This is a genomic window from Flaviflexus equikiangi (assembly GCF_014069875.1).
GTDB lineage: Bacteria > Actinomycetota > Actinomycetes > Actinomycetales > Actinomycetaceae > Flaviflexus > Flaviflexus equikiangi.
The window spans coordinates 431,174-452,823 of the sequence record NZ_CP059676.1 but is presented as its reverse complement, the minus strand read 5'-3'; the positions used below and the strand labels follow the sequence as shown (position 1 = coordinate 452,823).

Below are 21,650 nucleotides of genomic sequence, written 5' to 3'. Positions count from 1 at the left end.
AGCGCCGTCCTTCAGGCGCTGACAGGGGGAGGCCGGTTGACGGCCAGATACTAGGAGGCTCCGATTGTGTCGAGCCAGCCGATGATGTCACATCGATCCCTTTCACGAATATGCGACATCGTAACAAGGAGCGCTTATCGCCCGAAAGCCAGCGGCTCTCGAAACTCAGCCAGTTCCCAGGATCGACGCTATAGCTCCTCCATCGCCTCGCACGCCCGCAGGCCCGGGCGGCGAACCGCCGCGGCAAGCTCCTGGACAAGGGCAGCCGCCTGTGCCGCGTCAGCTCCAAGGCTGGCCAACATGTCTGCTTCGAAGGCGGCGACGCGGCTCTCGGCACGAGTGAGGGCGTCTCGACCAGCGTCGGTCAGGATGATCCTCCGCGCGCGCCGGTCTGTCGGTATCGGGACTCGTTCGACGAGTCCGTCGGCGGCGAGGCGATCAAGGAGATACGTCAACACGGTTCGATCGATGCCGAGGTGGATCCCGAGCGCCTGCTGGTTGGCGGGATCCCGGTGAGCGACTGTCGACAGCACCTGGAAGGGCCTGATCCCGAGACAGTCCACTGCTTCCTCGAATCGCAGCTGATACTCCCGGAGAATGGTCGCGACCGCCCATCCGAAATCACCGGGGGCATGTGTGTGCTCTGACATGTCGCTCCTCAAACCGTCTCATCCGCGTTATTCTGTTCTCAATATAGTCTGCATGACAGCATATATCGAGTGTGAGGACGAGACGTGATACCAGCTTCCATCGGCATTCTCGGCGCTGGCCGAGTCGGAACGGCCGTAGCCCGCCAGGCCATCACAGCCGGCTACTCCGTCACGATCGCCACGGCGAAGCCAGTCGAGAGCATCCGGCTCATGACCGAGATCATCGTGCCTGGCGCGACTCCCGCGACGGCCGCCGAGGCGGCCCGGGCCGACATCGTCATCATCGCCATCCCCCTCCATCGCTACCGCAGCCTCGATCCCTCCCTGTTCGAGGGCCGGATCGTCATCGACGTCATGAACTATTGGGCCCCGATCGACGGGGAACTGGACGACTTCGAGAATGATCCGCGTACGAGCAGCGAGATCGTCCAGGATCATCTTGTCGGGGCGCGTCTCGTCAAGTCCCTCAATCACATCGGCTATCGGGACATGGAGGTCCACGGGCGGCCCGCCGGCGACCCTGCTCGCCGGGCGCTGGCGATTGCGAGCGACGATGCGGAGGCGGCCCGCGCGGTCGCATCCTTTATCGACCGTCTCGGCTACGACCCTGTCGTGGCAGATCGGCTGGCAGCCGGACGCGCCTTCCAGCCCGGCACCGTGATCTTCAAGGGCTCTCACACCGCGGACGAGATGACAGGGCTCCTCTCAGCCGCGTGCGCGACCATCGGCTGACACGCCGCCCCGATCCAGACCTCCCGCCCGCCGAGACTCCCCCCTGGCAGCGGCCCGAGCGAGACCTCAGTCCGTGGATGTGTCCGCGGGCTTGTCGAGGAAGTGGAAGATCGTCCAGTAGAGGACGCCGATCATGACGCCGCCTCCGACAATGTTGCCGAGAGTGACGGGAAGCAGGTTGCCGGTCAGGAAATTCGACCACGTCAGGTCCCCGTAGGCGGCCGGGTCGAGGCCCGAGGCCGACCAGAAGCTATCCCCCGCGAAGGTGACGATGAGCATGCCGAGGGGGATCATGAACATGTTGGCAACCGAGTGCTCGAATCCGGAGGCGACGAAGAGGGCGATCGGAAGCGTCACGGCCGCCACTTTATCGACGGTGGTGCGCCCTCCGTAGGCCGCCCATATCGCCAGGCAGACCATGAGATTGCAGAGGATTCCGAGAGCGAAGGCCGTGCCGAAGTCATGGCCGACCTTCTTCAGGGAGACGTCGAGGACGACCGCTCCCCAGCCGCCGCTCGCCTGCTCCCACGTCTTCGCGCCGTAGATGAGGCCGACAATTGTCAGCGCCCCGATGAGGTTGCCGATGTAGACGATGATCCAGTTGCGCAGGAGCTGCCAGGTGGTGATGCGGCCGGAGGCTCGTGCCGTGAGCGTCAGCGTCGATGAGGTGAAGAGCTCCGCACCGGTCAACACGACAAGGGTGAGACCTGTCGAGAACACGAGCCCGCCCAAGACTTTCGCAACTCCGTAGGGCATGTCGCCGGCACCGACCTGGCTCGTCACATAGAAGACGAAGCCGAGGGCGATGTAGCCGCCGGCCGTCAGTGCGAGAAGGAAAGACTTCGCCTGATTGCTGGTCGCCTTCCCGAACGCCGCATCCTCCGCGGCCCTCGCCATCTCCGCCGGTGTCAGGATCACATTCTTCTCGCTCACGTTTTCTCCTTGCGGCTATCTCGCCTCATAGTCTCGAATCTCGTCAATCTTCGGGCCGTAGGAACCGGCAGGGTCGTGCCGAGCATCCAGCCACGCATCGACGAGGAGGAGCGCATAGGCAGGCGCGATCACGTTCTGCCCCATGCAGAGAACCTGAGCATCATAGTTCTCGACCGCGCCCCGCGCCGTGACCAGATCGTGGGCGGTCACGGCACGGATACCGCGGACCTTGTTGGCTGCGATGGCAGTGCCGAGCCCCGTCCCGCAGACGAGGATTGCACGATCAGCCTCTCCATCGACGATCATCTGCGCCGCTCGAATCGAGAGCGCCGGGTAGGACAGCTCAGCATCCGACACATCCACGACCGTCGACACGCGTTCACTGGCCTCCACATAGGTCCTGATGGCATCCTTGAGCACCACGCCATTCGCGGGTGCACCGATAACGATACGCATACCCAACCACCTCTTTCCCAATCCACCGCAATAATACAGGAATATCTAGTATTAAATAGCGTGGAGGGTTGATCGATTCTCGACCTGCCGACCCTGGTCACGGACGATCAGCTCGTGGTCTACTGGCATATGGAGTTTGTACAGCGCTACCGATCGACAGGCGCCGATCTGCCCTTCGGAGATCCCACCCGCTCTCATCCGACCGTCGCCATGGAAGGATACTTCTGGCGGATCACGGATCCAGACACGGGCCGCGTCATCATCGCCCTCTGCGGCGCGAACCGGGGACCCCGCGGACCATGGGCGACAGTGGGCGTGGCCGCATGGCCGAGCGGGTACGTCCGAACAGAGGCCCTCGAGGGATCGCACACCGACCCACGCGGACTCGGCGTGCGGGGCGGGCTCGAGCCGGCCTTCGAGGGTGATGCTCACTCCCTCCGCGTCAATCTCGGGCAGGACCGCCTCGACTTCCGGATCGAGGCCGAGAGGTGGCCGCGCCGTTCTCTCGGTGGCTCGAGCGTGTTCCAGATGGTGCCCGGGCTCAACCAGTACTGGCATCCGTGGATGCTCGGAGGCAGAGCTTCCGGCACGGCGACACTCGGCGGGGAAACCTGGGAGTTCACGAATGCTCAGGTGTATGGCGAGAAGAACTGGGGCAAGGAGGGATTTCCCGAAGCGTGGTGGTGGGGACAGGCCCAGGGTTTCGACGAACCGGGCGCCTGCGTGGCATTCGCCGGTGGCATCGTCACCAGCGGGCCGCTCCGCGTTGAAGTGACCGCCCTCGTCGTCCGGCTCCCCGACGGCACCGTCGTCCGTCTCGGCAACCCCGCCGTCAGCCCGGTTCGTACCCGCACGAGCGATGAGAGATGGGATCTGCACGGCCGCGGATACGGTTGGACGATCGACCTCTCGGCAACCGCTCCCCTCGACCACGCCTTCGTCTTGCCCGTCCCACTGCCGAGCGAACACCGCAACACCCCCGGCGATCTCGAACATCTCGCAGGTGACTTGACTGTGACGGTCCGACGATTCGGACGCCACGTCTGGACCGGCAGCACGCGCCTTGCCGCACTCGAGCACGGCGGCCTGGAGAGGGCCCGTACAGAGCTTGCCCGGCGCGGCCTCGACCCGGACATGACGGACGCGGGGCCGATGTTCGACGGCCCGCCTCAGCGCCGCTAGTCTTCACGTACGTGAGCTTCCCTCGACTCCGCGAAACAGGAGAATAATGGAACTGATGGTTATCGGCGGTTCCCGGGGAACGGGAGCTGAGCTGGCGACTCTTGCCCAGAACGCCGGCCATGAGGTGACCACGATCTCCCGCAGCGGCGGGACGGTTCAGGCTGATGCGAAGGACCCGCCTAGTATCGCGCCGATCATCTCCGGCGCGGACGCTGTCGTCATCACGGTCGGCGGAGCGAAAGGCGTCTCCCGCAATCGCGCACAGGTCACCAAGGCCGTCGTGCAGGCCATGACAGAGCAGGGAGTGCGCTCATCGTCCAGTCCTCCCTCGGAGCAGGAGACTCCCGCAAGCACCTCCCCAAGGCCATTGCCCTGTTCACCCAAGCCGTTCTCGCACGCGCCCTGGCCGATCACAACGACCAAGAGGGAATCGTCCGACGCTCAGAGCTCGAGTGGACAATCATCCGCCCGTCCGGATTGAGCTCGAAGGGGGCGCACGGAACCTGGCAGACGGCAGAGGAGTTCCAACCAGCATCGTTGGGCGCCTCGATCCCCCGCCAGGATGTTGCAGCCTACATGCTGTCGATCCTGACAGACGAGTCCACGTTCGGGAGGGCAATCAGCATCGCCGGAGGCTAGACCGGCGGAGGCTTGCACCGGATGTGACCACCCCGATACATCCAGCACGTGGCCGCGCACGAAAGTCCCGGCTTGTCGGGCTTAGGATTGCTGTGCGAAAGGGGGCTAGCGATGAGCGCACAGCCAGAAGCCACACCACAGTCCGATCCCATCACCTGGGCAGAGGTCTTCCCGCGACATGCTGTCGGCACGGTCGCCGCACTCGCGGCCGTGTACGGGATCGTCGAGCTGACGGGCCATTCAGTCAACGCGGTCGTCCTCGCCATCGTCGCCATGGTCGCCCTGTGCCTCATCAAGGTGCCGGTCACGATCGCCCTCCTCGTCGCAGCCCTCCTCGGCGGCCTCCAAGCAGGCCTCGGCATGGAGGGATCCCTCGCGGCCTTCAACGACAACCTGCTCGTCGGAGCCCAGGTCGGCCTCACCTACGTCATGGTGGGCGCACTCGCTGTCGCCCTCTCCCGATCGGGACTCATCGAGGTCTTCGCCCAGTGGGTGACGCGCAGGGTCGGAACGGACGAGACGGCAACGAACAAGGGCGTGAAGTGGGCGCTGTACGGCCTCTTCGTCGTCGCATCGCTGCTGTCCCAGAACCTCATCCCCGTCCACATCGCCTTCATTCCCATCCTCATCCCCCCGCTCCTCAGCGTCCTCAACCGGCTCCATGTGGACCGCAGGGCTGTGGCCTGTGTCCTCGCATGCTCGATGAGCGCGGCCTATCTCCTGCTTCCCACCGGTTTCGGTGCGATCTATCTCAACGAGATCCTGCTCGCGAACGTCAACGAATTCGGTGCGGCCTACGACCTGACGGCAACTGCAGATATGGCGCCGAAGGCCATGTTCTGGCCAGTCATGGGCCTCGTCGCCGGCATGATCGTCGCGGTCACCGTCACCTATCGCGCACCGCGCGACTACCCGGAGCCCGCGCCGACATCGACTCTCGCAACCGCACCACCATCCAAGGCCGTAGCGATTCGCCCGTTCCCTCTCATCATGACTGTGCTTGCCCTCGCGGCGGCGCTCTTCTTCCAGATCGCGTTCGATTCGCTCCTCGTCGGCGCGATGATCGGCTTCATCCTGCTCAGCATCGGCGGCATCTTCCGGTGGAACGATCAGGACGATGTCTTCACGCAGGGCATGTTGATGATGGCGCAGATCGCGATCATCATCACCGTCGCCTCCGGCTTTGCCGGCCTCCTCTCCCAAACCGGCCAGATCGAGCCCCTCATCGCCGCTACTGCCGACTTCGTCGGCGGCAACATGGCTTTCGGTGCGTTCCTCATGCTCTTCATCGGGCTCTTCATCACCATCGGGTTCGGCGATTCGTTCGCGTCCGTTCCGATCCTCGCACCGATCTACATCCCGCTTGCCCTTGAGCTCGGCTTCAGCCCCCTGGCAACCATGTGCCTGCTTGGCGCCTCCGCGGCGCTCGGCGACGCAGGGTCCCCGGCCTCGACCATTTCTCTCGGCGTCACATCGGGTCTCAATGCGGATGGTCGGCACAACCACATCAGAGACACCGTCATTCCCACGTTCCTGCACTGCAATGTCGGCATGCTGCTTTTCGCCTGGGTTGCCTCGCTCCTCCTGTAAGAACGCCCTCTATGCGTCGGTATCCGCCCCGACAGACCTCGGTCTGCTCCGGGGCGGTTCTCACCTGCACGCACATCACAATCTGGTGACATAGGTGAAATTCGGACACGTTTTATCTACCGTTGAGAGGTTGATATTGCCGACTTGAGGAAGATATGGCCTCCAGCCCCATCCAATCAGACAGCCCCCGACAACCGACAGGCAAGCGCGAAAGACGCTTCAAGTTGCAAACTGATCCGCTCATTTTCTTCACAGCAGCCGGATTCATTCTCATCTTTGTCGCCGGGACGCTCGCGTTCGGCGAAGGTGCCCGGAATCTTTACGCCAACGTCTCGGGCACCCTCATGGGCCATTTCAGCTGGCTCTATATCGGCGGCGTCTCCTTCATCTTCGTCTTCCTCATCGGCATCTTCGTCTCCCGCTACGGGAATCTGAAGATCGGTGATGACGACGATGAGCCGGAGTATTCCACTCCCGTCTGGTTTGCGATGCTGTTCGCGGCCGGCCTGGGTGCGACTCTCATGTTCTGGGGAGCGGCTGAACCTCTCCACCACGCCTACAATCCTCCGCGCGGGGACATGGAACCGATGTCCCAGGATGCCATCACGCAGGCTTTCGAGTTCACCTACTATCACTTCGCTGCGCACATGTGGGTCGTATTCGCACTGCCCGGGCTCGCCCTCGGATACTTCATCTACAAAAGGAAGATGCCGGAGCGGCTGTCCTCCGTGTTCGCTCCGCTCCTCGGTGCGAAGATCTATGAGTGGCCGGGCAAGCTCATCGATTCTCTCGCCATCATCGGAACCACCTTCGGCATCGCCGTCTCGGTCGGTCTGGGCACCCTGCAGATCAATGCGGGGATGAACATTCTGTGGGGCGTTCCGATCGCCTCATCGATCCATCTCGGGATCATCCTGTTCATCACCGTCGCCGCCTGCATCTCCGTCGCGACCGGGCTCGACAAGGGCATCAAGCTCCTCTCCAACATCAACATCGGGCTCGCCGTCGCTCTCATGCTGTTCGTTCTCATCTCGGGCCCCACTCTCACACTGATCCGACAGTCAGTCGAGTCTTTCGGCATCTACACCTCGGCTCTGCCCGAGATGATGTTCTGGGTCGACAGCTTCAACGAGAATCCCGGCTTCCTCTCGACGTGGACGGCATTCTATTGGGCGTGGACTATCTGTTGGGGACCTTTCGTCGGCATGTTCATCGCCCGCATCTCCCGTGGGCGCACCGTGCGAGGATTCATCGGCGGCGTCCTCGGACTCATCTCCTCTTTCGTCCTCATCTGGTTCTCCATCTTCGGCCGGGCCGCCATGGAGATGGAGACGAGCAATCCCGGCGTCCTGACCGGCCCTGTCGTCGAGGACGGGAGGACAGAGGTGGCTCTCTTCAGCCTCCTCGAGCAGTACCCGTTCTATGCGATCGTCGGCCCGATCGCCCTCATCATCATCGTCGTCTTCTTCGTGACATCGATCGACTCGTCGGCGCTCGTCATGGACATGTTCGCCACCGGTGAGGAGAACGTCTCCCCGACGATCTACCGGATCGGGTGGGCTGTCGGCATCGGCGCCGTCACCGCGGCGCTGCTCCTCCTCGCCCCCGACTCCGGCATCGCCGCCATCCAAGAGATCGTCATCATCATCGCGCTCCCCTTCTTCCTCATCGAGTTCTTCATGGCATGGGCTCTGCTGAAGGCCATGAATGAGGACCGTGCTGCGGAGCTTCCGGTTCGCACCCGTGCCTGGGAACGGACGTTCGATGCTGAGGCTCTCGAGGAAGCAGAGAACCGTCCGGCCCCCGGCTTCGACGAGGATGGCAATCCCGTTCCTCCGCCCACGTGGCAGCACGAAGACGGAACGTGGACGCTCGAGGGCGATATCCGCGTCGATGGCGACCTCGTCGTCTCTGGGGATATCGATGATTCCTGGGAAGGAAACGGGGACGACACGAAGCAGTAAAAACGTGGCGGGCAGGGAATGACCTGCCCGCCTCTCGTCCCCGCTCGTGTGACGGTGCGCTAGTCGAGGAGCGTGATCGCCTTATCGACGAGTTCTTCGAGGCGCCTCACATCGCGCTGGTGTGCGAGAGTGACGATGATTGCCTGGCGCTGCGGAACGATCACGAGGGACTGGCCGTCCGTACCGTGGCCGAAGTAGATGCCGTCTCTCTTTCCGAGCCACAGGCTCGATCCGTACGCCCATCGTCGAAAGTACGGGTTCGTCGGCGTATCCGCGGAAGGCGTGAAAGCCGTGAACTGTTTCATCCGCTCGATCCAGTCCGCAGAGACGATCCCACGCCCGCCGTGCAGCAGAACCTCTCCGATCGCGATGAGGTCGCGCGGATAGAGCCAGAGCCGTGTCGCTCCCGCCAGGTAGTCGCCGTAGCGCTCCCACTCGGGTTGCTCGATGCCGAGCGGACGGAATAGCACCCTGTCCGCGTACTCCTTCAGGTCTTCCCCGAGCACCTCCTGGAGAACCACGGACAAGAGATAGAAGCCAGCATTCGAATAGAGGTAGTGCGTGCCGGGTTCGTGGACGATCGGGGTGTTGACGATGTGGCTGATGTAGTCAGCCGGATCCAGGTCGATGATGTCGTCTCTCATCATCAGTGCCCTGTCGAAGCCGATGGTGTGGTTCAGCAGGTGCTTGACCTTCACTCGGGAGAGTCTCTCCCGATTCTCTTCGTTTGAGAGGACGCAGAGCGGTTCGAGGATCGGCCATAGAGGAGTGTCTTCCGTGAAGGTGGAATCGTTCACCGTGCCGAGAAGGATTGCCATGACCGTCTTGGAAATGGAGCGGATATCAGAGGGCTCGGTGCGATCCCCGAACGCATGGCAGAACTCCCGCTCACCCTGTTTGACGGCCAGGTAGTGCATCGCCAAACGGTCACCGTTGCGGTCTCTTGCGGACTCGAACAGGTCAACGAGACCATCGAACTCCATGCTTCTCCTTACCTGCCGCGCAGATGCGAACGACCCCTGCCGGCCCGTTCAGCCGCTCACATCACCGTCGACATAGAACCACGTGTCATTCTCCTTGAGGAAGCGCGAGCGCTCGTGGAGGACACCGATACCTGAGCCCTCGATATACGTGGCACGAAACTCGACAATACCGGTCAGATCGTCTTCCCCACCATCGACCGTGTCGATGATCTGTAGCCCCCGCCACCGGGGATTATCAGACAGGTCGAGATCGTCAGGCCGGGTGGATTCATGCCAGGTTGCCAGCAGCCACTCAGCATCTCCGCTCCGGAACGCGTCGAACCGCGAACGCATGAGAGCCTCCGCCGTGGTGGGCGGCTGCGTCACGAGTTCCTCCGCGCGATCGACGTGCTGAGTGCGGCAGCGAATCCGCACCATGCTGCGTAGGGAACGAGGACGGTGCCGATCTGCGGGCGTGTCTGCCAGCCTCGACGTGCCAAGTCGGCGCTGCTGGCAGCGAGGAGTCCCGCTGTGGCCGCGCTCAGTCCGAGCGACTTGCTGCGGAAGAACACTCCCGACCAGCTGGCGTTGAGCGTGAGGTTCGCTCCGAGTGCGATCGCGTAGTCCCGTGCACCATCCCGGTCTCCGTTCTCGATCCGTTCAGCTAGAGCCATCGTGGAGGCTCCTGCGATGGTGGCGTACAGCCCGGTCCACACGACCGGGAAGGCGGCGGCCGGTGGCTGCCACGGCGGCTTTGCAAGCTTCCGATACCAAGTCCCGTCGGGCTTCGTCAGGATGCTTCCGATCACGCTCGTGAGCGCAACGGCTCCGACGACACGGCGTGCGATGCGGCCGAAGCGCTCGGGGTCGATGCCTGTCGTATTGGCTCGGACGGAGTCATCGAAGCCCGTCAGCCCACCAGGCGGGTCTGGGATCACATCGCGCACGTCTCTGGCACGTCCCATGCCTTTCACCGCGTCGTCGATGAGGCTGCCGACGAGCGGGCGTGCCACTCCTGCATCGACCGGGGTGACAAGGCCGACCCAGTGGCTGGCCAGGTCAGGTGTGAGGACGGGAACCGTGGTCAACGACCTGCTCGACAGGCCCGTCACGTCCGCATACCGCTTCATCATGTCTCGATACGTGTAGATCTCCTCCATGCCGATGTCGAGGGCCCCGGACTCGTCGGGCGGAAGCTTGGCGGCTTCGACCAGGTAGTAGACGACATCCTCGATATCGATCGGCTGGACCCGGTTAGCGACCCACTTGGGCGCGATCGCCGCCGGCAGGCGTTCCGTGAGGTGGCGCAGCATCTGGAAGGAGGCTGATCCCTCCCCAAGGACGACACCTGCCTGCAGGATCGTCGTCGGCACGCCGCTCTCGGCAAGGATCTGTCCCACCTCGGCTCGTGACGCCATGTGGGGCGCGAGATCCGCCTCATCGTCGTGGAGTCCACCCATGTAGATGATCCGTGGGACATCGAGTTCTTTCGCGACCGCCGCGAAACCGTGCGCCAGCTTCTTGTCTCTTTCGATGAAATCGCCCTTGCCATCCATGGAATGGAGGAGATAGTAGGCGACATCGACATCCGCGAGTGCCCTGTGAAGGTCGTTGTCGTTCGTCGCGTCGCCCTGACAGATCTCGACGTCGTCTCGCCAGCGCGGGTCAAGCTTCGATGGCGTCCGGGCCAACACTCGTACGGACCATCCCTCTGCCATGAGGGCAGGTACGAGCCTGGCGCCGATGAAGCCGCTTGCACCTGTCACGAGGGCGCGGCGCGCCCCAATCTTGTCGTTCACCACAGGACATCTCCTATCGATAGGGCGTGCGGTAGAAGGAACAGCATACCGAGAGACCATGTTAAGTGCGACACAATGGGGCCGAGTACCCCGCCGGTGACACGTCGTTGAGCCCCCGTCAGGAGTCCGAGGCAGAGCGCGGCGAAACTGAGGAGGGGCACCCCGGTGAGGGCTGTCGAGAGGGTGTAGATCAGGGCAGAGCCGACGATTTCCCACCGGCGCGGCATGGCGGCGTAGACGGCTCCGCGAAAGAACAGTTCCTCGCAGACACCATTGATCGCGGTGATCGCAGCCACGATGGCGATATTGCCGAACAGGACGTGCTCGAACAGGTCATCGACGGGCCCGCGCAGGGCGCTGACCTGACCGACGACCATTGCCCCCAGAAGGAAGACAGCAAGGAGGCTGCCTCCGAGGATGAAACCTTGGAGCATGGCAAGACCGTTGCGTTTGCCCTGCCGTGTCCGCGACCGGCCCCGGGACAGCGGACCTGAGGCGAAGGCACCGACGGCCCAGATCACCGCCACCCCGAGGGTGGCGATGTAGAAGAGCGACTGGCCCGGCTCGACATTGAGCGCCGCCCCGAGTGCAGTCGCACCGAGCACGAAGCTGATGGAGACGACGATGCGGCGCCGGCGGCGCTGGCTCGGGCTCTCCACGGGACGTTCCTTCACTCGATCGACGAGTGATGCTCGGAAGAACGCCCTGAGTTCGTTGGCTAGTTGCACATTGTCAATCTTCACTCATTCGGCTGTCATTATCGAGAGCGGATTCGACGATTGGAGGGCTTCCACGCCATCGGCGTAGAAACAGCACAGTGCGAGGGTGTTGCACACGTAAGATACGAGGACAGCTAGTAACCGGGAGGTACCATGGCCAGTCGCGACTATGACGTCATCATCGTTGGTGCAGGAATTTCGGGCCTTGTCGCGGCCCGCCAGCTCGCCGAGGCTGGTCGCAGCGTCCTTGTCCTCGAGAAGGAAGACGCTGTCGGCGGACGCCAGCGGACCAGAGACGTGGACGGCTACCTCATCGATCGCGGGTTCCAGCTCCTCAACCCGTCCTATCCGAGCGTGAAGCGCTTCGTCGACATTGCGGCCCTCGATCTGCATCCGTTCGGTTCCGGGGCGCTTGTGCGGGACAAGGGGGAACTCCACCTTCTCGCACACCCCGCCAGGCACCCCCACCATGTGGTGTCGACCCTGTCGAACGATCTTGTGACCGCCGCCGATATCAAGGCTTTCTCATCCTGGTTCGGCAAGGCCACGGCAAGCGCCGTGCGTGGTCGTGACGAGTCCGTATCCATCGGGGAGGCGTGGGATCGCGCCGGACTGACAGGACCTCTGCGGGCCCGCGTCCTCGAGCCCTTCCTCGCGGGAGTCGTTGCCACCGACGACCTGTCGACGTCCTCTAGCTACGTCCAGTTCCTTTTCCGCATGTTCGCCCTCGGGCAACCCAGCCTGCCCTCTCGAGGCATCCAGGCGCTGCCCAATCAGATGGCAGCGACGGCGCGCCGCCACGGGGCAGAGATTCGCACGAACATCACGGTTGATTCATGCTCGGACGAGGGTGTGAGGATTTCCGGGGAGACGATCTCTGCCGATCATGTCATTGTCGCGGTGGGGCCAGAGGCACTCGCTCCGCTGACGGGTAGCGAAGCTGTACCGACATTGGGTTTGACGACCTGGTGGTTCCGAAGCGATGAGGCGCCGTCCCGCTCGCGTTTCATCGCCCTTGACGGCGACAGGTCGGGCCCGGTGCTCAATACTGCTGTTGTCTCGAATGTTGCTCCGAGCTACTCCCCGGACGGCACGGCATTGATCCAAGCCTCAGCATTGCTCTCGACCGGGCACGTCACAGATCAAGAGGCCGCAGACCATACGGCCTCGATCTGGGGAATAAGCTCTGCGGATCTCACTCTTCTCGCACGAGACGATATCCGCCACTCGTTGCCGGAGCAGCGCCCCGGAACGGTGAGAGCGACACGGCTGTCGGAGCGAGTCTTTGCGGCTGGCGATCACCGCGCAACACCCTCGATCGAGGGCGCCCTGTCCGCCGGGGCGCGAGCAGCATCCGACGTTCTGTCGGTGCGCTAAGGAACGCCGGCATCCGAATGCCTATCGTTGACATGTCGTATTCGAAGTATCTGGTGATCGCGTGAATGGTTATACAGTCGTCGACTTCGAGACAACCGGTTTCTCTCACGCACGGGGCGACCGTGTGGTGGAGATAGGAGTCGTCACTCTCGACACTGAGGGGAACATCCTTGACGAGTGGGAGACTCTCGTCAACCCCATGAGGCACGTCGGCGCCACCCATATTCATGGAATCTGCGCCAAAGATGTGGTGGGCGCACCGACATTCTCCGAGGTCGCCGATCTTTTCGCAGCCGACCTGACCGGCAACATCTTCGTCGCGCACAACGCGGCTTTCGATGAAGCCTTTGCCCGCGGGGAGCTGACAGCATGCCAGCGCCTCAACGGCAGCCCCATCCCCGTCCTCGATACGATGGCGATCGCGAGACGAACTCTCAGCCTCCGGTCACGGAAGCTCGCGGACGTCTGCTCCGCCCTCGGCATCCGCAACGAGAATGCTCACAGCGCCCTGTCCGATGCTCGGGCGACAGCGCTGGTACTCCAAACATTTATCCGCCGATCCGCCATGGACTGGCACGACATTGCCGCCGCCAGTCGGAATTTCGACGGCTACACCGTCCACGACACACAGCACTCGCGCGATCACCTGCGATCACGGCGCGATGTGGCGGTTACGCAGGAGACGCTGTCGAACGGTGGGTGGATCGACCGTGCGATCGGGCGACGCGATATCCCAGACAATTGGATGACAGCGCAGTACTTCGCCATGTTGGACGCCGCGCTCCTGGACAGCTATCTTTCGACGACGGAACAGACGCAGCTTCTGGCTTTTGCTTACGACAATGGACTTTCGCCGGCAGCTCTGTCCCGCCTCCACGCGGAGTACGTTCAGCTTGTCGTCCGCGGGGCCGAGGCGGACGGTATCGTCACCGACGCTGAGCATGCCATGCTGCGTGCAGTCTCAACCTATCTCGGGGTAGATCTTCGGCAGATCCCGAAAGCCGTGGACGCCGCGCGAGAACCGGTACGCCCCCGGTCCATGACGATCTCGCTCAAGCCGGGCGATCGCGTCAGCATCACCGGCCCCGTGCTACGAGCACAGGACTCGTGGGCCAGCTACTTCTCCGCACGCGACGTCCAGGTGGCCGGAATAGCCAAGGCGACGAAGGTTCTCATCGCCGGCGATCCGGATTCTCAATCCGGGAAAGCGAGGAAGGCTCGTCAGTACGGCATTCCCATCATCGGCGAGAGTTCGGTCGAGTCCGTCCTCAGCTTCGACTAGCCCCGAAACCTTCCCCACCAAGTACCCCCGGGGGTATTGTGGTGTCATGAGCCCATCAACGCAGTTACCGCCATGGAAGAACGTCCTTGCCGTCATCGCACACCCAGATGACGAGTCTTTCGGTTTGGGCGGGGTCATCGATGCATTCACGCGCCAAGGCTCGACCGTCACGGTGCTATGCCTGACGAAAGGAGAGGCCTCAACCCTTGGCGCCTCTCCGGACCTGGCCGAGACGAGGGCACGTGAGCTCGATGCTGCCGCTCGAGAACTGGGCGCAGCATCCACGGTCCTCCTGAACTTCCCTGACGGCGGCCTGGCCGACTCGTCGCAGGACGAGCTTGCCGCCCGTGTCGCATCCGAAGCCCGAGGGATCGACGGCTTCCTCGTCTTCGACCGGACCGGCATCACCGGACATCCCGATCACGTCACCGCAACAGGCGTCGCCGTCGACGTGGCCGAGGAACGCGGTCTTCCCGTTCTCGCATGGACGCTGTCGGAGGACATCGCCAGCACCCTGCGGGCCGAGACAGGCGCACCCTTCGCCGGGAGCAGCAGCGACATTGTGCTGACAGTCGACAGGTCACGTCAGCCAGGCGGTCCCGGGGAGTGTCCTCTGGCGACGACTTGAGCTCCAAGGAGACGAGGAGCATCTCATCTGGCTCCGCCGCTAGGCCAGGTCACGGCATCCTGCGAACGTTGACACCATCGAAAACCCACGCGTGATCATCATGCCCTGCACGGAGAGTCTTCTCGACCAGAGGCACCGCTTCCCGCCACGCCTCGCCGCCCACGATCTGCGAGACGTCGTCGACTGATATCGGACCGCCATCACGCGCCCGAAGCAGCGTCGTTGCCGCAGCGACTGCGCGAGCTGCCTGCCCATCGTCCGTCCGCTCCCACCAGGGTTCACCGCGCTCCCCCAGTGCCGTCTTCGCGGCATGGACGCGGGCTCGGGCAGACGAATCTCCGGCCTTGATCGCCCTGCGCGCACTCATGAGCTCGCGGACGAGTTCATCTTTGAGACCTGGCGGAATATTCGGGTCCGTGGCGCGCCACCTGCGTCCTCTGACGATGATGTATCGACCATCGTCCGCCCTATCAACGTCCGGCTTCTCCATGAGAGGTGAGTGTAGCCCAGCGGCGAAAGCCGCTGGGCTACAGAGATCCTCAGCATCTACGTCGAGGAAACGAGGCTGAGGTGATCTAGCCGGCGAGAGTTCCCGCGAAGATCTGCCACGCAAGGGCTGACTTCGCGGTCAGGCTCAGGGTGATGTAGAGGCGTTCCCCGACCAGATAGTCACGGAATCTGCCCACCGGCCGGTATTGAAGCCACTGGACGATAGCGAAGACGTTAAAGAACAGGAAGAGGGACACAATGATCCCGTAGACGAAGCCGGGCGGCTCAGCGCCTGACGTCGAACCCGGAGCGACCGTGTAGAGCACGATGCCGATCCAGGGCACGACTCCTGCGAAACAGCCGAAGATAAACGGCAGCCATCCCCCATCGCCCGGCTGGTGGTAGCGCTCCTGCAGCCATCCGAACAGGATCATGGATGCGTTGACGCCGAAGAGTGCAACGAGAGCGACGACATCGGAGATGCCGACGAGCTGGGCGATGATGACGATCATGAGGGAGCTGGACAGCGAGTACTCGACCCACCGGAAGTAGTTGTGACCCTTCGCCAGTCCAGCCCGGTAGCGCCCGAAGAACGGGGGCGAGGCCACGATGATGTGGAAGATCGACGAGAGTACAAGGAAGGCGGCAATGGCGAGCGGTGTCGACACGTCCCACAGGGTGACTGCCTCCCCAGGCGGAGAACCTGGAGGCCCGGCCAGATAGCTTGCCGTGATCGGGAGGGTGAAGTCCGTTGCAAGGAGAACCACCGCAACGGCCTGCGCCGCATGGACGACGGCGGCAATGAGGTTGTATTTCCGTAGGCCGCTATAGCGCCCCACCTCTGTCTCAGTCACAATGCTCCATTCAGCGGGTCGGCCTTTCTGTCAGCATAATGGCCAGTGAACCCCCCCGTTGGCACAAATGCGTCATTTCATTGCCATCAAAGCAATTCACGTGATCTTCGCTGTCGCGTGGGCAGCAGCGGAGCGTCCAGAAGGACCCGAACCTTTTCGGATCAATCATCGGATGCATCGGGTTCCCACTCGAGCAGATCGCCGGGCTGACAGTCGAGCACCCTGCACATCGCTTCGAGGGTGCTGAACCGGACAGCCTTCGCTCGCCCGTTCTTGAGTACGGCAACATTGGCGGGGCTGATCCCGACTCGTTCGGCGAATTCTCCGACCGACATCTTGCGCTTAGCCAGCTCCACATCGAGACGAATGACGATCGGCACTAGATCACCGCCTCCATGTCATACCTCAAGGTCGTTGCCTGCACCAGCAGCCCCCTCATCACCACCATGAGCAGAGCAATTCCGATACCGGCGAGAACACCACACCACAGGAGGAGCATCCACACCGGCGGGCCGCCGACCGTGAAGGACTGGTAGACGATTGTCGCCGCGCAGACGAGGCTTGCCGCCAGGGCGGCTCCGATGATGGCATCAACCCAGCGCAGAGCACGGCTGGAGAACACATCACCGGCTTTCGTGAGACCAAGCAGACGGAACATGCTCACAAGGCCCACTTGGACGCAGGCGAGACCTGCAATCGACAGGCCCAATATCGGCCATCGCATAAAGGCCTCCGCGGGGAGGTCTCGCGCCACCTCTCCGGAGAGCCATGGCAGGAAGATCAGCTGGATCGAGGCGATGACGAGGACTGCAGCGACCAGGAGTATGCGAAGCCCGTCAATAATGACACGATGATTCATGCATCGATCATCGCCTATTATCTATCGATAATCAATAGGACGAGGCGTCGAAAGTCAAACTTGCTACTGCTCGGTGAAGACGCCGAGCCTGTTTCCGCTTGTGTCGAGGAACTCGAACCGGCGTCCGCCCGGATAGTCGTAGGGCGTTCCCACGATCGTGCCGCCGGCCTCCTTGACAGCCTCGACTGTCGCATCGAGATCGTGCGAACAGAGGAGGACGAGGGGGCCGTACTCGCTAGGCGCAGTGCCAGCATCGAGCCCACCGACCTCACTCTCCCCGTCGGCCGACTTGATCCCGCAGTAGGTGGGTCCGTAATCGTTGAACTCCCATCCGAAAGCGGACTCGTAGAAGGATCGCGCCGCCGCAAGATCTGTCACGCGGATCTCGATGTAGCTGATTGAATGGTGCACTGGCTGTCGCATAGCAGATCTCCCGTGATCGAACCTTCTTATTCCCGTCGTCTCTCGACGCTACGGAACTATGACTAGGGATTCCGCTGCTATCCATGGTCGTCATGCATCGCGCGACTCCCCTGTTCAAACTACACCTCGGCCCACGCTATATCGCGCGCTCATCAGACTCCCGAGAAACCCCGATCCGCAGCCTGTTCATTGAAGTGGCTAACGCTAGGCATCCCATAGGGCACACCTCGGAATCTATGAGGTCCGCGGGCTCTAGGTCGTCGATGGACGTCTGAACTTCGCCAACAACATGCCCTTCGACGACGGTCACATCGCACGTCAGACGGCCATACGATCACGCGGATCAACTAGACGTGAGGCAACGGACGTCAGTCTTGGAGCGGCCGCGGCCAGGAGTTAAAGCGCAAAAAGAAACTCATCATGCTCCGTCGCTTGCGGAACATCAGGCACGTCCTTCCTGGTCACGGCCTCATCTCGTCCAAGGGCTCAGAACCTGGACACCCGTCTCGGCAAAATCTCTCTCGTTACGCGTGGCGCAGATCGCGCCGTTTGCTCGACAGATCGCCGCGATCTGCGCGTCAGGAGTACTGATCGGCAACTCGGCCTGTTCGCGAGCAAGCAGAACCTCTGCGTACTCCGCAGCAGACGCATCATCGAATGCGAGCAGCGAACGCGTGTTCCGATATGGCTCGAGTGCGGCATCGAGCGCCAACTCCAAGTCACTCTTGCGCCGACCGGCTGGCAACCGCCGAACACCCGCGAGCAATTCGGCGAGCGTGATCGTTGTGATCGCAACATCACCAGTGAGGGACTCAAGCCACGCGAGCACACCAGGATCAGGAGTGGGCCGGAACACTTCTGAAATGACGCTTGTGTCGAGAACGATCATTCGAAGTCCACCGCTCGCGCGGTGTCAGACCGAGCAGGAATCTGCAGCTCTTCAACCTCACCCACGTCCCGGGCGAAGCCCATGAGCGCGATGCCGATATGCGGCGGGGACGAAGCACGCGTCAGGATTTCGCGCACCTCTGCTTCCATCGATCGACCATGCTCTTTTGCCTGCGCGGCAAGACGGTTCTTCACGGACTCATCGAGTCCGCGGACAACAATCGAGGCCATCAAAACCAACTCCTCCGTTTGATATCAACGACGATATCACTAGGGTTGGGAGGCATCCAGTCGCAGTTTGCCAGCTCCAACGCATCGCGACGACCCAATACTCCTCAACGAAGCTACTTAGTCATTTGAACGTTGGTCAGGACGATGTCTCCTATCACGGGATGTTGCTCGGTCTCGATCCGTGAACCACATGCTTCGAAAGACGGCCGGACCGTGGTGCTCACGTTTGAGGAAAGCTGCGTCGCGACGCCCTAGCTCGCACGCCAGCCCCTCTCGCACGAACCTCGGCTCCACAAACATCATGTCGATTCACCATGATTCATATCGGAACCCCACCTCGTGGCTGCCGACGAACGCCAGGTAGTTCTCTCGAGCAAGCAATGACGAGCCACACTCGCGAAGGTCTCGCTCATCCGGCCGCCACCATGCCTAGACCTGCTTGTGAGGGTAGTCCGCAAACTCAGTGACGCCGATGACACCTTGGAAAACTCTCAACCTCCTGCGGAGGTCAGTGATTTCTTACCGGCGGGTCCGGTTCGACATTTCCGAGGTGCTCACTACACCACTCTGAAATTCCGTGATCGCTCGTAAACCACCGGATCGGACATCAAATCTGAATTCGACCACGTTCCGGCACAGACCAACCTTTGGATGACGCGTCCACCCATCCGTGCCCGGATGTCCCGCTGAACCTCGACCTCGCAAAGATGGTCAGGGCTTGTCTGCTACAGGAAGGGCAGGCAACGCCTTCACCAAGATAAAGCAGGGGAGCCTTCACCCCAGAGCGCGGTCTCCTCCAGCGGCAGAAAACCCCACCGCTCATCGAAGTGACGAGTGCGCGCATATCCGACATCCGGATGGGAGCTCCCAAGGGTTTTCACTTCCAGCAAATGGAAGCCGCGATGGACAGCCGTTCTCAACGGCCCTGAGCATTGCCGTGCCGAACCCGGGACCATGAACCGCCCGATCAACAACGCCAAGGTGCACTTCAGTAACTTGCGGGAAGTGGCGGTCGATCAGCGCGACGCCTACGACCTGACCCTGGCGGCGCGAACCGTCCATGCCTCTTTGGAGCGTGCAGCCTCGACGTAGTCGGCGTTGAATTCCCACTGCCCGAACCACTCGGGAACCGTAGCGAGCAGCCGCACGACGTCATCAGGCACCTACCGGTCAGACTCAGCGACCACGTATCGCAACTTACGCGCCCGCCAGAGGCGTGAGCGCGGCAACCTTGTCCCGTAGCACCCTGCGTCCGAGCCGCAGCTCATAGTTCGACTGCAGGTTCATCCAGAACTCCTCGGACGTCCCGAAGTACCGTGCCAGGCGGATCGCCGTATCAGCTGTGATCCCGCGCTTGCCGTGCACGATCTCGTTGATCCGGCGCGGCGGCACACCGATCGACACCGCCAGCTTGTTCTGCGTAGTCCCGAAGCCCTCGATGAAGTCCTCCATCAGAATCTCCCCTGGATGGATCGGCTCAATCAGGTCGCTCTCAGTGGTAGTCGACGACGAGTTCGACTTTATCCGGGCCTCCTTCTCTCCAGATGAAGCAGAGACACCACTGCGTATTGACGCGAATGCTGTGCTGTCCACGACGGTCGCCGACGAGCCGCTCCAGCCGGTTCCCCGGCGGGATTCTCAGGTTCTCGACGTCGTTCGCCGCATGGATCAGCTCGAGCTTCCGCAGAGTCGCTCGTTGCACCGTTCGGTCGACGTGCTTGACGTACTTCTCAAACCGGATGCGCTCGGTCTCCTTGTCGCCGAACGATCTGGTCACGCGACCATGGCATAACGGACTCCGTCAATAACGCTAGACGTTAAACCGGAACTCCACGACGTCCCCGTCCTGCATGACATAGTCCTTCCCCTCCATGCGGACCTTGCCGGCGGCTTTCGCGCCCTGCATGCCCTCATATTCGACGAGGTCGTCGAAGGAGACGATTTCTGCCTTGATGAAGCCGCGTTCGAAGTCGGTGTGGATGACGCCTGCCGCCTGGGGGGCGGTCCAGCCCTTCTTGATGGTCCAGGCGCGTGTTTCTTTCTCGCCTGCCGTCAGGTAGGTCTGAAGTCCGAGCGTATCGAAGCCGACGCGCGCCAGCTTTCCGAGTCCCGATTCTTCCTGCCCGGTTGATTCGAGCATTTCGGCCGCCTCTTCGTCGGATAGTTCGACGAGTTCGGATTCGAACTTCGCATCGAGGAAGATCGCTTCGGCAGGGGCGACAAGCGCACGGAGCTCTTCTTGCATCCCCTCATCGGCAAGGCCCTCGTCATCCGTGTTGAACACGTAGATGAAGGGCTTGGCCGTCATGAGCTGGAACGTTCTGATGATCTCGGGATCGAACTGATCGATCACGGAGTTGATGGTCTTGCCCTCTTCGAGGACTGCGAGGGCCTCGCGTGCCGTGTCGAGGTGTTCCTTCGGCGCTTTCTTCCCCTTGACCTCTTTTTCTAGGCGGGGGATCTGCTTCTCAAGGGTCTGCATGTCAGCCAGGAGCAGCTCGGTCGTGATGGTCTCGATGTCGGATGCTGGGTCGACACGACCATCGACGTGGGTGACGTCAGGGTCGGAGAATGCTCGGGTGACCTGGCAGATCGCATCCGCTTCGCGGATGTTGGCAAGGAACTGGTTGCCGAGACCTTCGCCTTCGGAGGCGCCGCGGACGATGCCGGCGATGTCGACGAACGACACGGTCGCGGGAATGATCTTGCGTGCGTTGAAGATCTCCGAGAGAACGGTGAGGCGTTCGTCCGGCAGCGGCACGACACCCACGTTCGGTTCGATCGTTGCGAAGGGATAGTTAGCCGCGAGGACGGTCGCGCGCGTCAGCGCGTTGAACAGGGTCGACTTGCCGACGTTCGGGAGTCCAGCGATTCCAATTGTTAAGGCCACGGTTGATCATTCTAGTTGATCCGCACTCCCCGCACCGCACGTCCCTAGTCACAGTCGCGTTCGCAGATGCCCCGATTGTGCTGTGTCACCACTCTTCCTCCCA

General features: G+C 62.3%; 25 protein-coding genes and 1 pseudogene. 8 read left to right on the top strand and 18 right to left on the bottom strand.

Features of this window, described 5'->3' with window-relative positions; all coding sequences use genetic code 11:
* Positions 1–188: 188 nt before the first annotated feature.
* Positions 189–650, bottom strand: coding sequence for a MarR family winged helix-turn-helix transcriptional regulator (locus H2O75_RS02165; RefSeq protein ID WP_182173022.1), 462 nt, complete (start codon positions 648–650; stop codon positions 189–191).
* An 84-nt stretch (positions 651–734) separates the two neighbouring features.
* Here H2O75_RS02165 and H2O75_RS02160 point away from each other — a divergent pair, with 84 nt between their 5' ends.
* Complete coding sequence (locus tag H2O75_RS02160; protein WP_182173019.1) at positions 735–1,382, top strand: NADPH-dependent F420 reductase; 648 nt, start codon at positions 735–737, stop codon at positions 1,380–1,382.
* Positions 1,383–1,448: 66 nt separating this feature from the next.
* Here H2O75_RS02160 and focA read toward each other — a convergent pair whose 3' ends face one another.
* A complete protein-coding gene (gene focA, locus H2O75_RS02155; protein WP_220462762.1) occupies positions 1,449–2,315 on the bottom strand; it encodes a formate transporter FocA in 867 nt (288 codons plus the stop codon).
* Positions 2,316–2,330: 15 nt separating this feature from the next.
* A complete protein-coding gene (locus tag H2O75_RS02150) occupies positions 2,331–2,771 on the bottom strand; it encodes an RpiB/LacA/LacB family sugar-phosphate isomerase (protein WP_182173016.1) in 441 nt (146 codons plus the stop codon).
* 129 nt (positions 2,772–2,900) lie between these two features.
* Between H2O75_RS02150 and H2O75_RS02145 the strand changes: the two genes are divergently transcribed.
* The 4 genes and pseudogenes from H2O75_RS02145 (at position 2,901) to H2O75_RS02125 (ending at position 8,146) form a co-directional block, all read left to right on the top strand.
* The gene (locus H2O75_RS02145; protein ID WP_182173013.1) at positions 2,901–3,953 is read left to right on the top strand and encodes a tocopherol cyclase family protein; all 1,053 of its coding nucleotides are present in this window, start codon (positions 2,901–2,903) and stop codon (positions 3,951–3,953) included.
* 46 nt (positions 3,954–3,999) lie between these two features.
* Positions 4,000–4,592: pseudogene (locus tag H2O75_RS02140) on the top strand (NAD(P)-dependent oxidoreductase).
* A gap of 111 nt (positions 4,593–4,703) precedes the next feature.
* Positions 4,704–6,182, top strand: coding sequence for a Na+/H+ antiporter family protein (locus tag H2O75_RS02130; protein WP_182173004.1), 1,479 nt, complete (start codon positions 4,704–4,706; stop codon positions 6,180–6,182).
* A gap of 224 nt (positions 6,183–6,406) precedes the next feature.
* On the top strand, positions 6,407–8,146 hold the full coding sequence (locus H2O75_RS02125; protein ID WP_204736232.1) for a BCCT family transporter: 1,740 nt from the start codon (positions 6,407–6,409) through the stop codon (positions 8,144–8,146).
* Positions 8,147–8,205: 59 nt separating this feature from the next.
* Here H2O75_RS02125 and H2O75_RS02120 read toward each other — a convergent pair whose 3' ends face one another.
* From H2O75_RS02120 to H2O75_RS02105, 4 genes are read right to left on the bottom strand one after another with little or no spacing between them, the layout of a single operon-like run.
* Positions 8,206–9,129, bottom strand: coding sequence for a serine hydrolase domain-containing protein (locus tag H2O75_RS02120; protein ID WP_182172997.1), 924 nt, complete (start codon positions 9,127–9,129; stop codon positions 8,206–8,208).
* A gap of 48 nt (positions 9,130–9,177) precedes the next feature.
* Complete coding sequence (locus H2O75_RS02115; protein ID WP_259365285.1) at positions 9,178–9,495, bottom strand: YchJ family protein; 318 nt, start codon at positions 9,493–9,495, stop codon at positions 9,178–9,180.
* Complete coding sequence (locus H2O75_RS02110) at positions 9,492–10,907, bottom strand: tryptophan-rich sensory protein (protein ID WP_220462761.1); 1,416 nt, start codon at positions 10,905–10,907, stop codon at positions 9,492–9,494. Before H2O75_RS02110 ends, H2O75_RS02115 begins: the two co-directional genes overlap by 4 nt.
* A complete protein-coding gene (locus H2O75_RS02105; protein ID WP_204736226.1) occupies positions 10,904–11,650 on the bottom strand; it encodes a CPBP family intramembrane glutamic endopeptidase in 747 nt (248 codons plus the stop codon). The genes H2O75_RS02110 and H2O75_RS02105 overlap by 4 nt, the downstream gene beginning before the upstream one ends.
* A gap of 129 nt (positions 11,651–11,779) precedes the next feature.
* Here H2O75_RS02105 and H2O75_RS02100 point away from each other — a divergent pair, with 129 nt between their 5' ends.
* The 3 genes from H2O75_RS02100 to H2O75_RS02090 all read left to right on the top strand — a co-directional run bounded on the left by H2O75_RS02100 (position 11,780) and on the right by H2O75_RS02090 (position 14,913).
* Positions 11,780–13,003 carry an NAD(P)/FAD-dependent oxidoreductase gene (locus H2O75_RS02100; RefSeq protein ID WP_182172988.1) on the top strand — a complete coding sequence of 408 codons (1,224 nt, stop codon included), beginning with the start codon at positions 11,780–11,782 and terminating at the stop codon, positions 13,001–13,003.
* Positions 13,004–13,064: 61 nt separating this feature from the next.
* The gene (locus H2O75_RS02095) at positions 13,065–14,285 is read left to right on the top strand and encodes an exonuclease domain-containing protein (protein ID WP_182172985.1); all 1,221 of its coding nucleotides are present in this window, start codon (positions 13,065–13,067) and stop codon (positions 14,283–14,285) included.
* Positions 14,286–14,331: 46 nt separating this feature from the next.
* A complete protein-coding gene (locus H2O75_RS02090; RefSeq protein ID WP_220462760.1) occupies positions 14,332–14,913 on the top strand; it encodes a PIG-L deacetylase family protein in 582 nt (193 codons plus the stop codon).
* Between the two features lie 49 nt (positions 14,914–14,962).
* On the opposite strand, the gene H2O75_RS02085 is transcribed toward H2O75_RS02090, so the two are convergent.
* The 11 genes from H2O75_RS02085 to ychF form a co-directional block, all read right to left on the bottom strand.
* Positions 14,963–15,403: a hypothetical protein gene (locus H2O75_RS02085; protein ID WP_182172981.1), complete on the bottom strand. Its 441-nt coding sequence runs from the start codon at positions 15,401–15,403 to the stop codon at positions 14,963–14,965.
* An 85-nt stretch (positions 15,404–15,488) separates the two neighbouring features.
* Positions 15,489–16,256, bottom strand: coding sequence for a heliorhodopsin HeR (gene heR / locus H2O75_RS02080; protein WP_204736224.1), 768 nt, complete (start codon positions 16,254–16,256; stop codon positions 15,489–15,491).
* A 161-nt stretch (positions 16,257–16,417) separates the two neighbouring features.
* The gene (locus H2O75_RS02075; protein ID WP_182172978.1) at positions 16,418–16,636 is read right to left on the bottom strand and encodes a helix-turn-helix domain-containing protein; all 219 of its coding nucleotides are present in this window, start codon (positions 16,634–16,636) and stop codon (positions 16,418–16,420) included.
* Complete coding sequence (locus tag H2O75_RS02070; protein WP_182172975.1) at positions 16,636–17,115, bottom strand: DUF2975 domain-containing protein; 480 nt, start codon at positions 17,113–17,115, stop codon at positions 16,636–16,638. The genes H2O75_RS02075 and H2O75_RS02070 overlap by 1 nt, the downstream gene beginning before the upstream one ends.
* A gap of 63 nt (positions 17,116–17,178) precedes the next feature.
* Entirely contained in the window at positions 17,179–17,538 is a 360-nt protein-coding gene (locus H2O75_RS02065) for a VOC family protein (RefSeq protein WP_182172972.1), read from the bottom strand.
* 469 nt (positions 17,539–18,007) lie between these two features.
* Positions 18,008–18,427 (bottom strand): type II toxin-antitoxin system VapC family toxin, encoded by a 420-nt coding sequence (locus tag H2O75_RS02060; protein ID WP_182172969.1) that lies wholly within the window; start codon positions 18,425–18,427, stop codon positions 18,008–18,010.
* Positions 18,424–18,657, bottom strand: coding sequence for a FitA-like ribbon-helix-helix domain-containing protein (locus tag H2O75_RS02055; protein ID WP_182172966.1), 234 nt, complete (start codon positions 18,655–18,657; stop codon positions 18,424–18,426). Before H2O75_RS02055 ends, H2O75_RS02060 begins: the two co-directional genes overlap by 4 nt.
* Before the next feature lie 1,028 nt (positions 18,658–19,685).
* Complete coding sequence (locus tag H2O75_RS10880; protein ID WP_259365284.1) at positions 19,686–19,820, bottom strand: hypothetical protein; 135 nt, start codon at positions 19,818–19,820, stop codon at positions 19,686–19,688.
* A 34-nt stretch (positions 19,821–19,854) separates the two neighbouring features.
* Positions 19,855–20,142, bottom strand: coding sequence for a HigA family addiction module antitoxin (locus H2O75_RS02045; RefSeq protein ID WP_204736250.1), 288 nt, complete (start codon positions 20,140–20,142; stop codon positions 19,855–19,857).
* A gap of 7 nt (positions 20,143–20,149) precedes the next feature.
* On the bottom strand, positions 20,150–20,434 hold the full coding sequence (locus tag H2O75_RS02040) for a type II toxin-antitoxin system RelE/ParE family toxin (RefSeq protein ID WP_182172963.1): 285 nt from the start codon (positions 20,432–20,434) through the stop codon (positions 20,150–20,152).
* 33 nt (positions 20,435–20,467) lie between these two features.
* On the bottom strand, positions 20,468–21,547 hold the full coding sequence (gene ychF / locus H2O75_RS02035) for a redox-regulated ATPase YchF (protein WP_182172960.1): 1,080 nt from the start codon (positions 21,545–21,547) through the stop codon (positions 20,468–20,470).
* Positions 21,548–21,650 lie beyond the last annotated feature (103 nt).

Excerpts from the sequence above, each read along its gene's own strand:
- H2O75_RS02130 (WP_182173004.1), top strand. The coding sequence starts at position 4,704 with ATGAGCGCACAGCCAGAAGCCACACCACAGTCCGATCCCATCACCTGG.
- H2O75_RS02055 (WP_182172966.1), bottom strand. The coding sequence starts at position 18,657 with ATGGCCTCGATTGTTGTCCGCGGACTCGATGAGTCCGTGAAGAACCGT.
- H2O75_RS02145 (WP_182173013.1), top strand. The coding sequence starts at position 2,901 with ATGGAGTTTGTACAGCGCTACCGATCGACAGGCGCCGATCTGCCCTTC.
- H2O75_RS02065 (WP_182172972.1), bottom strand. The coding sequence starts at position 17,538 with ATGCGACAGCCAGTGCACCATTCAATCAGCTACATCGAGATCCGCGTG.
- H2O75_RS02085 (WP_182172981.1), bottom strand. The coding sequence starts at position 15,403 with ATGGAGAAGCCGGACGTTGATAGGGCGGACGATGGTCGATACATCATC.
- H2O75_RS02120 (WP_182172997.1), bottom strand. The coding sequence starts at position 9,129 with ATGGAGTTCGATGGTCTCGTTGACCTGTTCGAGTCCGCAAGAGACCGC.
- H2O75_RS02100 (WP_182172988.1), top strand. The coding sequence starts at position 11,780 with ATGGCCAGTCGCGACTATGACGTCATCATCGTTGGTGCAGGAATTTCG.
- H2O75_RS02070 (WP_182172975.1), bottom strand. The coding sequence starts at position 17,115 with ATGAATCATCGTGTCATTATTGACGGGCTTCGCATACTCCTGGTCGCT.
- H2O75_RS02060 (WP_182172969.1), bottom strand. The coding sequence starts at position 18,427 with ATGATCGTTCTCGACACAAGCGTCATTTCAGAAGTGTTCCGGCCCACT.
- H2O75_RS02090 (WP_220462760.1), top strand. The coding sequence starts at position 14,332 with ATGAGCCCATCAACGCAGTTACCGCCATGGAAGAACGTCCTTGCCGTC.
- H2O75_RS02150 (WP_182173016.1), bottom strand. The coding sequence starts at position 2,771 with ATGCGTATCGTTATCGGTGCACCCGCGAATGGCGTGGTGCTCAAGGAT.
- H2O75_RS02165 (WP_182173022.1), bottom strand. The coding sequence starts at position 650 with ATGTCAGAGCACACACATGCCCCCGGTGATTTCGGATGGGCGGTCGCG.